The sequence below is a fragment of the Clostridium sp. genome (genome assembly GCF_036643715.1).
Classification (GTDB): domain Bacteria; phylum Bacillota; class Clostridia; order Clostridiales; family Clostridiaceae; genus Clostridium.
The window spans coordinates 1-13,304 of record NZ_JAVXRL010000070.1 but is presented as its reverse complement, the minus strand read 5'-3'; the positions used below and the strand labels follow the sequence as shown (position 1 = coordinate 13,304).

Annotated in this window: 14 protein-coding genes; 5 read left to right on the top strand and 9 right to left on the bottom strand. The window is 27.0% G+C overall.

Annotation, left to right across the window (positions count from 1 at the left end; translation table 11 throughout):
* Positions 1-138 precede the first annotated feature (138 nt).
* Both RSF37_RS13995 and RSF37_RS13990 read right to left on the bottom strand, forming a co-directional pair.
* On the bottom strand, positions 139-1,056 hold the full coding sequence (locus RSF37_RS13995) for a polysaccharide deacetylase family protein (protein ID WP_332565004.1): 918 nt from the start codon (positions 1,054-1,056) through the stop codon (positions 139-141).
* Positions 1,057-1,158: 102 nt separating this feature from the next.
* Positions 1,159-1,632: a hypothetical protein gene (locus RSF37_RS13990; RefSeq protein WP_332565003.1), complete on the bottom strand. Its 474-nt coding sequence runs from the start codon at positions 1,630-1,632 to the stop codon at positions 1,159-1,161.
* Positions 1,633-2,036: 404 nt separating this feature from the next.
* Between RSF37_RS13990 and RSF37_RS13985 the strand changes: the two genes are divergently transcribed.
* On the top strand, positions 2,037-2,687 hold the full coding sequence (locus RSF37_RS13985; RefSeq protein WP_332565002.1) for a putative ABC transporter permease: 651 nt from the start codon (positions 2,037-2,039) through the stop codon (positions 2,685-2,687).
* A 75-nt stretch (positions 2,688-2,762) separates the two neighbouring features.
* On the opposite strand, the gene RSF37_RS13980 is transcribed toward RSF37_RS13985, so the two are convergent.
* On the bottom strand, positions 2,763-3,971 hold the full coding sequence (locus RSF37_RS13980) for a 3D domain-containing protein (RefSeq protein ID WP_332565001.1): 1,209 nt from the start codon (positions 3,969-3,971) through the stop codon (positions 2,763-2,765).
* Positions 3,972-4,251: 280 nt separating this feature from the next.
* Between RSF37_RS13980 and RSF37_RS13975 the strand changes: the two genes are divergently transcribed.
* The gene (locus RSF37_RS13975) at positions 4,252-4,581 is read left to right on the top strand and encodes a hypothetical protein (protein WP_332565000.1); all 330 of its coding nucleotides are present in this window, start codon (positions 4,252-4,254) and stop codon (positions 4,579-4,581) included.
* 42 nt (positions 4,582-4,623) lie between these two features.
* Here RSF37_RS13975 and RSF37_RS13970 read toward each other — a convergent pair whose 3' ends face one another.
* Positions 4,624-5,484, bottom strand: a complete 861-nt coding sequence (locus tag RSF37_RS13970) for a 50S ribosomal protein L11 methyltransferase (protein ID WP_332564999.1) — start codon at positions 5,482-5,484, stop codon at positions 4,624-4,626.
* A 113-nt stretch (positions 5,485-5,597) separates the two neighbouring features.
* On the opposite strand from RSF37_RS13970, the gene RSF37_RS13965 reads away from it, so the two are divergent.
* Together RSF37_RS13965 and RSF37_RS13960 are read left to right on the top strand one after the other, a co-directional pair.
* Positions 5,598-6,458 (top strand): TraX family protein, encoded by an 861-nt coding sequence (locus RSF37_RS13965; protein ID WP_332564998.1) that lies wholly within the window; start codon positions 5,598-5,600, stop codon positions 6,456-6,458.
* Between the two features lie 173 nt (positions 6,459-6,631).
* Positions 6,632-7,666: an oxidoreductase gene (locus RSF37_RS13960; RefSeq protein ID WP_332564997.1), complete on the top strand. Its 1,035-nt coding sequence runs from the start codon at positions 6,632-6,634 to the stop codon at positions 7,664-7,666.
* A gap of 55 nt (positions 7,667-7,721) precedes the next feature.
* On the opposite strand, the gene RSF37_RS13955 is transcribed toward RSF37_RS13960, so the two are convergent.
* Entirely contained in the window at positions 7,722-8,090 is a 369-nt protein-coding gene (locus tag RSF37_RS13955) for a DUF1667 domain-containing protein (protein ID WP_332564996.1), read from the bottom strand.
* 147 nt (positions 8,091-8,237) lie between these two features.
* On the opposite strand from RSF37_RS13955, the gene RSF37_RS13950 reads away from it, so the two are divergent.
* The gene (locus RSF37_RS13950; RefSeq protein ID WP_332564995.1) at positions 8,238-9,197 is read left to right on the top strand and encodes a D-2-hydroxyacid dehydrogenase; all 960 of its coding nucleotides are present in this window, start codon (positions 8,238-8,240) and stop codon (positions 9,195-9,197) included.
* Between the two features lie 29 nt (positions 9,198-9,226).
* Here RSF37_RS13950 and RSF37_RS13945 read toward each other — a convergent pair whose 3' ends face one another.
* From RSF37_RS13945 to RSF37_RS13930, 4 genes are all read right to left on the bottom strand, one after another.
* Positions 9,227-10,360 (bottom strand): Ger(x)C family spore germination protein, encoded by a 1,134-nt coding sequence (locus RSF37_RS13945; protein WP_332564994.1) that lies wholly within the window; start codon positions 10,358-10,360, stop codon positions 9,227-9,229.
* Positions 10,338-11,432 (bottom strand): GerAB/ArcD/ProY family transporter, encoded by a 1,095-nt coding sequence (locus RSF37_RS13940; RefSeq protein WP_332564993.1) that lies wholly within the window; start codon positions 11,430-11,432, stop codon positions 10,338-10,340. The genes RSF37_RS13945 and RSF37_RS13940 overlap by 23 nt, the downstream gene beginning before the upstream one ends.
* Positions 11,425-12,906 (bottom strand): spore germination protein, encoded by a 1,482-nt coding sequence (locus RSF37_RS13935; RefSeq protein ID WP_332564992.1) that lies wholly within the window; start codon positions 12,904-12,906, stop codon positions 11,425-11,427. Before RSF37_RS13935 ends, RSF37_RS13940 begins: the two co-directional genes overlap by 8 nt.
* A 128-nt stretch (positions 12,907-13,034) precedes the next feature.
* Positions 13,035-13,304: HAD family hydrolase (locus RSF37_RS13930; RefSeq protein WP_332564991.1), on the bottom strand; the 270-nt coding region annotated here is incomplete at its 5' end.

Below are 13,304 nucleotides of genomic sequence, written 5' to 3'. Positions count from 1 at the left end.
AGAACTCCGCTTATGGCTTATCTCGCTTGAGCAGAATACAAGTGTTAGTGGAATTTGGATGTATATGTTACACCATATTCCTAAACGGTTTTTATATTAAAAAAGAAAAGGTGGATTATACCATCTTTTCTTTTTTTATTATTTTATTGTTTTAAATTCAAAACCATTTCTTTTAAAATATTCAATAGCATTAGGTAGTGCTTTAACAGTTTCGGCTTTTCCATATGTATCATGCATTAATACTACAATACTATCTGCATCACAACCTAATTTAGTAACACTACACTCTAAGAAGTTATTTAATTCTTGTGCAGTTTTTAAGCGACCTTCAGCATCACCATTAAAAGCATTCCAATCAATATTTTTAAGATTAAGGTTAACCATTTCACTTTTAAATGCCTCTTTGCCATTCCATGTACGATACCCGCCTGGTAGTCGAATAATTCTAGTGTAGAAGTCTTTTCCGAGTATACTCTGCATTAATTCAAGGTTTTTATTTAAATCAGTTATTACATTTTTTGTACTTATAGTCCTACCTGGATAAAGTAAATTATAATCATGACTGTAAGTATGATTGCCTATTGCATGCCCACCTATTGCAATTTCTTTTAATAGTTCTTTTGATTTTGGGGTAGCTATTAAAGCTTTTCCAGTAACAAAAAAGGTTGCTTTAATATTATATTCATTCAAAATTTTAAGTACTGTAGGTGTATTAGTTATTGAAGGACCATCATCAAAAGTTAGGTAAACAACTTTCTTTCTATCTGTTCTAATTGGATAATGTTTAAAACCCTTCAATAAATCATTTGTATTTTCAGCTACAACAAAGGCATCCTCAGCGCTAGGATCATCCTCTAGTTGCAAGTAATTAAATTTATTTGTGATATTTAAAACACTATCATTTGAATCACTTAAAGGAGTTAAATTACTAGTAGTAATAGAAGCTAAAGTATCAAGCTTCTTGTAATTAGCAGTAGAGCCTATAAATAAAGAACCAGTAATTGATAAAGTTAAAACAAATAGTATTTTTTCTTTCTTTAATATATATTTTCTCATATAAAAACATCCTTACATAGAAATATATGTGAAACTATTATTCTCATTTTTCACATTGATTTTAGTATATGAGAGAGTAGTTTTTTTATACTAAGAAAGATATTACTGATAATTAACAAAAGCTGTTAGTTTATTAGATTTTGAATTTAAGACGAAGATTAGAAATTTACTATTATTTTCAACTATAAAAAATTTATTGTATTCAATATTGGAGTATATATCTTTTAGTGATTTAGTATACAAATCCAGTTCTGTCGGTTCATTTATCAGAAATTGAAGTTCATCAAATTTCATTTTTAGATGTTCATTATAATCAAGGAAAAGCAGATCCTTTTTAATAGATTCAATTTGATTAGAATTATATTCAAATGTTATTATTTTTTGACCGTCTCCGGTAATACCACCTGTGTTATTTAATATAATAGATTCACTTAATGGTTTATCTGATAATTCTATTTTCCAATTGTCTTGAATAAGTGAAAATTCAGAAGATGTATTGGATAGAAAACTTTTTCCAATGAAAAATGATAATATTAGAAAAGTAACTAAAAAAATACATATAAAAATTTTTTTCATTTGCCACACCTCTTTTCTTTTATATAAATTTTAACATAAATCGTAAAAAATACATAAAATATCTATGGATATTATAATAGATAACTTAAAGTATAAAATAATTCAATAAGGTAATACTTTAAACAAAAGGAGGCGAGATATTATATGTTTAATTTATATAAACCAGATATGATAATGCAAGGTTTCGTTTTTCTGATGTTAAGTGAAGAGAGAAAGCGTGAGGAACTTAATAAATACAAATTCAAAAAATAGCGTGGCTTAAGATTACTTAAGCGCGCTATTTAAACATGTACTTTTGTAAAGTATTAAAAGTTTAAAGAAATTTAAAATGAAATTTCTTACTAATACTTATTATAATGATATCATCTTAAGTATAAAATATTTTCATATTATAAGGAGGGTATATGTTTGATTTAAAAAAAGAAATAAATTTTTATAAGCTAATTTGGATTTTTATGATAGGGTCCGTTTTAGGCTATGTTGTAGAAATGCTATGGTGCTACATTACAAATGGTTATTTCCAAAGTAGACAAGGATTATTATATGGACCGTTTAGCCCTGTGTATGGGATAGGATGTGTCTTATTTACGCTATTATTATATAAGGTTGCAAAGTATAATGGATTAATAATATTTGTAGTGAGTGCTGTATTTGGAGGATTCTTTGAATATATGTGTTCTTACGTTCAACAAAAGATGGTAGGAACAATATCTTGGGATTATACTGCAAATAATCTTAGTATTAATGGAAGGACAAGCATTGAATATTGTGTATTCTGGGGGATACTTGGTGTATTCTTTATAAGGGATATATATCCATTAATTAATAAGATTATAGAGTACTTCTCAAATAAGTCTATAAAAATTTGGACATATATATTTATAATAATTATGGTACCAAATATTATATTATCCATTTTAGCAGTAAAGAGGGAAGTAGCAAGAATTAACCATATCAAAGCTGATAATGCTATTGAGAGATTTTTAGATAAAGAGTACCCAAACTCATATATGAAAAAGGTTTATCCTAATATGATTTTCCCAAAAGCTGAATAGGATATATATAAAATAGAGCAACTTAAGATTACTTAAGTTGCTCTATTGTCGTTTAATAATCGTTTTTTACCATTTTTATGAGTAAGAAATAATATTAACTGTAACTGTTTGTCTACCAAAAGAAGTACACTCTTCCTTTGAATTCATAAACAAGTCAATTTTATTACCTTTAATTACACCACCTGTATCAGCAGCTATAGCAACACCGTAGCCAGGTATAAATACTTTACTGCCTAATGGGATTACATTTGGATCAACAGCTATTGTACTGATGCCGTTAGGGTCTCTAACAGGCTTTGTTCCCATTGCTGTAATTGTATGGCCAGAATAAGCAGTAGCTTCAGCTGTAATAGTCTTTAAATAGGGACCACTAGTTGAACCACTATTATTGTTGCCACTTGAACTATTATTTGAACTATTTGAATTACTTTCTGCTTTACTAGCAGTTTCAGCTTTCTTTTTATCATCTATCTTGCTATTTCCCTTTGAAATGTAAGAATTAGCTTTACTTATAATAGAGTCAGTAGAAAGTTGAGGAATTAATCCTTTCAAAGTTGATACTGCATTTTGTAAATCACTTATTGATGAAGATGAAGAATCAATAACACTTACAGGATTTGCAATAAGTTTATTTTCATTTTCTTCAATAACTGATTGAACTTGAGCCTTTTGAGCATCAAATTTAGCTTTAGACTCTTTTAATGTATTTTGTTTATCTACTAAAGTCTTTAGCTTTGTATTGTTCTCTTCGTTTAGTTTAACTATCTCATCTTTACTAGTAGTTAAATTTTTCATGTCATTTTGAAGAGCTTCTTCATTACCTCTAAGTTCGGTAATCATATCATTATCTGCTCCGACAATCTTTTGAACTGCATTTAATCTACCAAGTAAATCAGCTAGTCCTTCTGATTCAAAAATAAAAGCTAAGTAGTTAGAAATGGAATAACTTCCACTTTTATATATAGCTCTTAATCTATCAGACAAAACAGCTTGTCCTTGATCTACTTGTTTTTTAGTTGAATCAATTTTACCTTGTGTAGTTTTAATTTCATTTTCAACTGAAGTAATCTTATCTTTATTACTTTGAATAGTTGAATTAAGTGTATTAATATCGCCATCTAAAGCTTGTATATTATCATCTAAAGTTTTTATCTCACCACTTATTTGATTGAAGTGGACTTTGTTTTCATCAATTGTTTTTTTAGCATCATCTGCAAAAGCAGGAAAAGCAATATTAAACATTAATGTCGATATGGTAAAAAAAGATATCAAAATTTTCTTCATAAAAAGACCTCCTCTTGATATTTATTATAGTATAGCATAAGAGAATAACCTATGGGACAAAATGTGTGGATTTATGAGAAATCCTCAAAATTAATCCTTAAAATATAAAGTATTTTAAAAAATAACCTTAAAAATTTGACTGTAATTCAATGAAAATTAAGGAAATTAGAAAAATATTACAAGGTATTATCAGAGTTTGCAAATGGAATAAAAAGAGGATTTAGTAAGTTTTTGTAGAATAAATAGTAGTGTAAAAGATTTTAACAATAGGAGGAAATATATGAAGCTGTTAGTATGGTATGTGGAGAAATGTAAGGTGGATAAGGGCTTTAGGCTAAAATCTTCTTTGCTTGTGGGTTTAATTGGTGCTATTATTGCAATAATTATTAATATAACTAGTGGATTATCTTTTGATGTTTCTATAGTATCTGGTCTTATATTAGGCGTTTTCTGGATTCCTATGTGGTTTTTACTTATTAGACAAACTGTTAAGTTTAGTGATAAAAGAAAAAAGCAAGAGGAATTAGAGGCTGAAAGGGAAAGGGCAGAAAAGAGAAAAAGAACAGAAGAGAGACAAAAAAATAGAAAGAAAAATAATAAAAAGAGATAGATAAAAAGGATGTTGTATTAATTTACAACATCCTTTTAATTATTATTTAAAGATTGCAGTACACCATTCGTTAGTTTGATATTTCTCAATCATATTAAAATCATTTGAGACAATCATATCTTTTATTGAATCAAAGCTCCAAGATACTAAACCAGATACTAAAAGCATTCCATCTTCTTTTAAATGTTCTTTTATAAAAGGCATAAACATTGAAGTTTCAGCTCCGCCTATATTTATATAAATCCAATCAAATTTAGTATCGATACTTATGTCTGAACTTAGAGCATCACCAACTACAACTTCTATATTTTCTAGTCCATTTAGTGAAGCGTTTAATAGAACTTCATCTTCAACATCACGTATATCTAGGGCAACAACTTTTGATGCTCCTTTTATTGCAGTTGCAATAGATAAAATACCAGAACCAGTACCAATATCTAAAACTGTTTTATTTTCAAAGTCTTTTGAAAGTATTACATTCAATAAGTCTTTAGTTGTCTCATGAAGCCCTGTTCCAAAAGCTCCTTGAGATATAAAGTTTATTTTATTTTTATCTTCAAATTCAGTTTCACTAGGATCTTGTAAAACCCAGTTATTATCTAAAATAACTGCAGGCATCTTAAAGTCTTCATATTCATAATTAATTTCTTCTATATTAAGTAGTTCTTTATTAACTATATTTGAAACTTTTTCTTTAAATGAATCTAAGTCTTCTTTTGCTTCAGCATAAGCAATTTTTAAAATAATTGGCTCATTTTCCTTTTCTAAATACCCATAACCAAATTCATCAGTTGTTATTTCAAGGGGATTTTCATAAAACGCATTGAATATGTCGTTTATTTGTAGTTCGTTTATTATTTCATCTACTTCCTCATAGTTTACTTTGTATGACAATATGTACATATATTCACCTCGTTAATCATTATCTATTAGATATGGTATTACAAAAGGCTTTTAATGTAAAGGCTTAAGAGGTATAATTTAATAATGTAATATTAAAAACAAAGGAGAAAAAGATGGATAGATTCAAGCTTAAAGTAATTATGATTATTTTTATGCTACTAGATCACATGGCGGTATTTTTTGATGGTATGCCAATTTGGTTCCGTTATGTAGGTAGAGTAGTACTTCCAGTATTCTTATATCTTTTAGTAGAAGGGTACTTTAAAACGTCTTCAAAAAATAATTATTTGAAAAGATTATTAATTGCAGCGGAAATAATGTTTTTAGGGAATAGTATAATTTCTATAATAGGACATAGGGGGATAAATGGAGCTATATTATCATTTAGTAGCTTTAGTACTTTAGCATATATAGGTGCAGTAGCAGTTATTGCAATTGGAGTAGTACTAATAATAACTACATATAAGAAAGTTATTATCACAGACAAAAGAGCTATAATATGCATATTTTTAATGGTTATTTCAAACTTTGCTTTAAATTATGCATTTGATACAAAACTATACATATTACCAAACAATATATTTCTTTCACTTGCAGCAGCTTTCGTAATGTTAAATGGAATGGTTCAATTAAGAACAGGACATACAACAATAGCATTTATTAAAATATTAGTTGCTGTATCTTTAGGAATATGTACAGAATCACTTATAATAGGACCTGCTTTTGCATTCATATTTTATAAGTGCTTCAATAATAGAAGAGATATGTATCTTGCAATTATTGTTTTTTCAGCATTATTTTTACCAGGGTTTAATATTGAAAGAATGCTAGAATATCCTTTTTGGATGATGGTATTTTCTATACCATTTATATTCTTCTATAACGGTAAAAAAGGAAGAGATTTAAGAGGATTATTTTATAGTTTTTATCCAGTACATATATGGATTTTGTATGGACTTAGTTTAATTTTATAATGAAAACAAAAAATGCCAAACTTAAAGTGTAGCAATACTTTGAGCTTGGCATTTTTAAATTAGATTTCTAGAGAGGTATTGTTATTTAAATTATACGTTTACAAATAATGAATTATTCTTTATTATATAAAATAGATAAAAATATTTTTAAATAGGATTAAGGAGAGACTTATATGAGAAAACTTAAAATTGGGATTATAGGGTTTGGAAAGAGTGCTACTAGATATCACCTCCCATATATTTTAAACAATGATAAATTTGAAGTTGTTAAAATTTTCAGTAGAACAGAGAAGAAAGAAATAGAAAAAGATTATGTAGTAAACTACGGTATTAAATTTGTACGAGATATTAATGAAGTCTTAAATGATAAAGAAATAGATTTAGTTACAATTTGCACTCATGTGGATTCACATTACGAATATGGTAAATTAACATTAGAACATAATAAAAATGTTTTAATTGAGAAGCCTTTTACTCAAACAGTTGATGAGTGTAGAGAATTATATAAAATTGCAAGAACAAAAGATCTTATAATAATGCCATATCAAAATAGAAGGTATGATAGTGACTTTTTAGCAGTTAAAGAAGTTATAAATAGTAACGTACTAGGTGAATTAGTAGAACTTGAATCGCATTTTGATTACTTTAGACCTGAAGTTCAAGAAGTGGCAAATTCACCGTTTAATGGAGCTTTTTATGGACTAGCTGTACATACAATAGATCAAATCGTATCTATATTTGGAAAACCTACCAAAGTTACTTATGACATAAGAAGTATAAGAAGAGAAGGAAATCCAGATGATTATTATGAAGTATGCATGTTCTACAATAATTTAAAGGTAATAGTAAAGACTAATCATTTAGTTAAAATAGACTATCCAAAGTTTAGAATAAATGGACATAATGGTAGTTTTATAAAATATGGAATAGATAAACAAGAAGAATGTTTAAAAGCTAATATAATGCCATGGGATAAAAATTTTATAACTGATATAGAAGCAAACTATGGCAAAGTAAGTTATATAGCTGAAAATGGAGAAGATATAACTAAAATAGTTAAGACTCCAAAAGGTAATTATGGAGAAGTCTATAATGCATTATATGATGGCATCTTAAATAATAAAGAACTTCCTATAAAAGAAGAGGAAGTTATTGAAGTTATGAATATTTTAAATAATGGAATAAATGAAGCGTATAATATAAAATAGTAATCATAAAAGATGCAGTTACAAATATTTGTAACTGCATCTTTTATAAATAAATCTATTTAGATAAGAATACAGTACCAGTTGCAACTATATTAATACCGGTATTTAATATATTCTTTTTAATTATGTCACCTGACTTTATAGGAGCATTAACTTTTAAATCCCTTAGTTCTTTTAGAATATCAAAGATTAATGTTTTAGGAACTACAATTTCACTTTTAACTGGAACAATTCTTGAAGTCCCATTTGTAACAGTTATTACAGTTGTTACAGTTATAGAGGGAACTATACATTCTTTCCTTGCATAAGATAGTCCATTCCTGCAACTATTGCCTGTTATGGTCGTTACATTATTTTTATTAAGATCTACTGAAAGATTACAATAACGGTCACAAGCTAGACAAACTAAATTAATACTACCCATATAAAAAGACTCCTTTCAAATATTCATATTAGTATTATTGTCAAAATTTACAAATAATACACAGTATAAATTAAAATTTTTGAAAGAAATAGGTAAAATATTGTGATAAAATAATATTTATAATAGAAAAATTAAGGAGTGATATAAATGAAGAAACTAGTAGTTTTAGATGGAAAGACATTAGGAGATATTAATTATAATCTTTTAAGTGAATTTGGAGAGGTTAAAGTTTATGATATAACAGAAGCAAAAGACGTGGCAGATAGAATTAAGGATGCTAATATTGTTTTGACAAACAAAGTAGTACTTAATGAAAGCAACTTAAAAGAAGCAAAAAATATAGAACTTATTTGTGAGATGGCAACAGGATTTAATAATATAGATGTTAAATATGCTAAGGAAAGAAATATAGCAGTAACTAATGTAGCTGGATATTCAACTAATACAGTAGTACAACATACATTTGCTACACTTTTACACTTATATGATAAAATAAGTTATTATGACAATTATGTTAAGTCAGGTGCTTATGCAGAATCAGAAATATTCACAAATTTAGATAGACCTTTTAGAGATTTATGTGGTAAAACATGGGGTATTATAGGTCTTGGAGCAATAGGAAAGGGAGTAGCTAAAGTTTGTGAAGCTTTTGGAATGAAAGTAGTTTACTATTCAACATCAGGAAAAAACAACAATTCAGAATATAAGAGAGTAGACCTTGATGAACTTCTAAGTGAATCTGATATTATATCAATACATGCACCACTTAATGATAATACAGCAGGATTAATTAACTATAATAACTTAAAGAAGATGAAAAAAGAAGCTGTAATAGTTAATATGGGAAGAGGTCCTATTGTTATATTTGAAGATTTAGCTAAAGCTTTAGATGAAGATATAATTAGTGGAGCTGCACTTGATGTATTTGTGGTAGAACCTATTGAAATAGATAATCCAATTTTAAAGATAAACGATAAAGAAAAAGTAGTTTTAACTCCACATATAGCATGGGCAAGTGTTGAAGCTAGAGATAGACTATTTGAAGGTATATTGAATAATATAAAAGCATTTTATAATGGTGAAATAAAAAATAGAATAGATGTTTAATAAATTTAGGGATAGTTTTAAAACTATCCCTAATCTAAATTAATATTACCTATTCCAAATTTTGAAATTTTGAAATCTACATTAACATTTATAGTAGATTTTAAAATTTCATCATCCCAATTTGGTATTTTATTTCTACCATAATGAGCTGCGGCTATGTTACCTAAGTTGATCAAGTCTAATTTATAATCAGATTTCATAGAGGAAATAAAGTCATTTAAACCTGATTTTATAAATTCACTTATTTTCTTTTCTAATTCAGCTTTTTGATAAGGTGTAATTTCAGAAGTACTTAAATAATTATTATTAACTATTTTACCCTTTAATTTTAAGTTTATATCAAATACAAAACCATTATCATTTTTTTTACATTTTATTTTTCTATTAAAAAAATGTTCAAATGAAATTGTATTATTTTTATCACTAATATAAGTTACAATACCAGTACCCTCTTTATTTGAAAGAAGGTTTAAATAGTGAAGATTATCTATAGGCAGTGATGCAACAAGCTTACCTTTATCTAAAACGGTAAGAGATGTAAGTTGGAGTGAATTATTTACAATATCAATGTTTGGAGCAAAAAATTTACAACCTTCTGTAGTATTTTTAATATAAGCATCGTGAAGAGTTTCATTATTTGAAATATATGAAAATGAACTAAGGGAATTAAGCAAGTTATGAATGTAGTGGGATGAAGATGGATATCCTTCAACTTTAAAAGAGAGTATTTCACTTGGGTTACTATTTGTAGTAACTACTAGGGATTTATTTGTAACTTGTGCATTGTTTAATAATCCATCTAGAGGTACGGAAATACCATCTTTACATATTCTTTTAGAAAAGATATAAATTTTCTCAGATCCTAATGAAATATTACGGCCAGAATGTAGTTTCCTATCTACTCTAGCTTGGAGAGTTGTCTCCCCTTTAGAGTCAATTAAGTATGTGCTTATTTCACCATTTTTAGAGAAATTATAAATGGAAACTGGTACATGATATGTCTTTTCGTCTAGCTTTTCTGTAACATCAAATCCAACACCAGAAAGAAAATCAGTTTCTTCTATATTTGTAAAAGCGTAAGTATTAAGAAATTTAGAAATTAAAAATGAAAAAATAAAAAATAAAAGTACAGCTATATAACTATATAGAATTCTTTTTTTCATTTGAATTCCTCCTTAAAATAGATATGAAAAGTATAAAAATATTTAAAAGTAATATTCCCATCAATGGAATAAAAATCTTATTTATAAAAATGTCTAGATAAACCATATCAGTAAATGGTTTTGCAACAAGAAAAATTGGAATAGGCAATAAGAAAATTAAAAAAATCTTATACTTTTTTCGTGATTTTTCTGGAAGAGAATATATAAAATTAAAAAAGCATAATGATGAATTTTTAAGTGAATTAAATGATAATAAAACTATAAAAATAAAGGTGAAATTATTAATAAGTGGCATGTTAATTGAAGATGTCATATTAAGTACTGGAAAGTAGAACAAGTTTAAGGTTTCATTACCAAAATAAAAAATACAAGAAAAAATAACACCAGACATAAGAAGCGTTAGTATAAGTATGACACTTATACATATTTTTTTATAGTCATTTTTATTTTTTAAATATGGTATATAAATTAAAAAGATTTCAAAGCCAGCAAACATAAAGAAACCAGTATAAGTAGAATTTAGCAACAATTGTGGAGTTGTGTCTGATAAAATCGGCATTATATTAAGTATAGATCCATCTTTAAAGTTAAGTGTCATTATTAGATATGCAAAAATTATAAGATAAAAATATACTTGAGAAACCTTTAAAATTGATTTTATTGAAAAAAAAGTAGATAAAAGCCCCATCAACAAAATGAAGAAAAGCATTTGAGAAATAGTGTAATACCATATAATTGTTGTATTTAAAACAAGTGCTATTGCTGCAAAGTTTATTGCAGAATATAAGAATATAAAAATAACAAATATGCAATTAAAAATAAATCCTAAATATTTACCGAGAATTAAAATATTTATTTGGTAAATATTTTTGTCTGGATACTTTTTATATACAAAGTAATAAAAAGTGAAGAATAGAATTGGGTATATTGATGAAAAAAATGGAATAAGCCAAGCATCTTGATTACACTTGATTGATAGTACTGCAGGATAGCGAATTTCTAGTAAGACAAATGTATAACCAACAACTAAAGCAATAAATTGATTTGTGGTTATTTGAAGTTTTTTATTCATTATTTGATTCACCACGTTTCTTTAAAGGTATATTATTTAGTCTAAGTTTTTGTTTTAGTTTTAAAATTACAGGTCTATTATACAGGTCTTTTAAATTTATCCGTAAAAAAGTATCTTGCATATCACTTGAATTAAAATCAACGTAATCAACATCGAAAACAGTAATATTGAAAAGGTATACGGTAATAAAGAATATTGAAATTATTAAGCCTAAAATTCCAAATAGGTTACAGAAAATTAAAATTGGAAACTTTAGTAATCTTAGTGATAATGCCATTTGATAATTCGGAATTAAAAAAGTACAAACAACTGAAATCCCGACAATAAAAAGGGCTGAAGGAGATACAATTCTTGATTGGAGAGCTGCATCACCAATGATAATACCACTAACTATACTCAGAGTTTGCCCAACTTTAGTAGGTAATCTTAAACCACCTTCTCTTAAAAACTCTACAATAACTTCCATAAGGAAGATCTCAAGGAACGGGGATAATGGAATTCCCTGTCTTGAAGTAGCAATCGGTTGGATATACTTATCTATAAGTATATCCGGGTTAAATCTTGTAAGGATAATATATACTGAAGGTAGAGTTAATAGCACAAAGGCTGCAATAAATCGAAGAATTCTTGCAAATGAAGCTATTAAAGTACGTTCGTTATAATCATCTGTATTATGAAAAAATTCAACTAATACAGCAGGAATAGACATTGAATATGGGCTACCTTCAATCAAAACAATAACTTTACCTTCAGTTAACTTACCTATGGTACTTTCTACAGAATCTGTTATATAACTTTGAGGTGCTATTGAGCATGGATATTCTTCAGTATATTGCTGAAGGCTACCTATTGATTGAAGTGAATCTATGTCTAAAGATTTAATTCTATCGCGGATGCCATTAACTACAGTATCATTAGCTAAATCTTTTAAGTATAAAATGTTAACTGTTGTTTTACTTCTTCTTCCAACAATGTTACTTTCAACAACTAGTGATTTGTCTTTAATACGCCTTTTTATAGTAGCCATATTTTGTTCTAAAGATTCATTTAAATCTTCCTTAGATGATGCTATTGCTGATGCTAAGGAAGGGGGACTTGGTGATCTATATTTAAAGGAAGTCGTATCTATTATTATTGATTTATGAGAATCATCAAAAATAAGTAAAGTTTTTCCATCGTTAAGTGCAGCTATAATTTTTGAAAAGGATGATTCAACAGTTGCATTTCCAACAGGAAGAGCAACTTGTAATAAAAAATCATATTTATCACAGTTTTTAGGAAAAATCATATTAAAGTCATACATAAGTGGAGTTAATATATCACGATTCAATATATCTTTGTCAACCATTGAAGTTTCAAATACTAATGTTAATTTAGTTGATTTATTTTTATCTATAAGAAGCTCCTTTATAATTATGTTATTTGGAGTTGATGTTAAATTTTCTATTAAACTTTGTACAAAAGGATTAGTCATAAAATACCTCCAGTTTTTAATAATCACTAGAAGTATTTTTTGCATAAAATATTATATTTATTCTTTTAAAAGTAAAAGTAGTATTATAATAAAAATCCTAGCAATTATATTAATTGCTAGGATTTTATTTATAAAATACCTTTTATTACTTGTAATACACCATTTTCTTTATTACTCTTTGCTATGAAGTTACCGTAAGCTTTCATTTCATCTAATGCATCTTCCATAACATAACTGTAATATGCTTGTCCAAGCATTTCTACGTCATTAAAATAATCTCCAAAAACCATAGTTTCATCTTTAGATATATTTTTCATTTTTTGGATTTTTTCAATTGCAGTTCCTTTATTTACATCAATATTAGTAATATCAGTCCAATATTTACCTGCAACTACTAT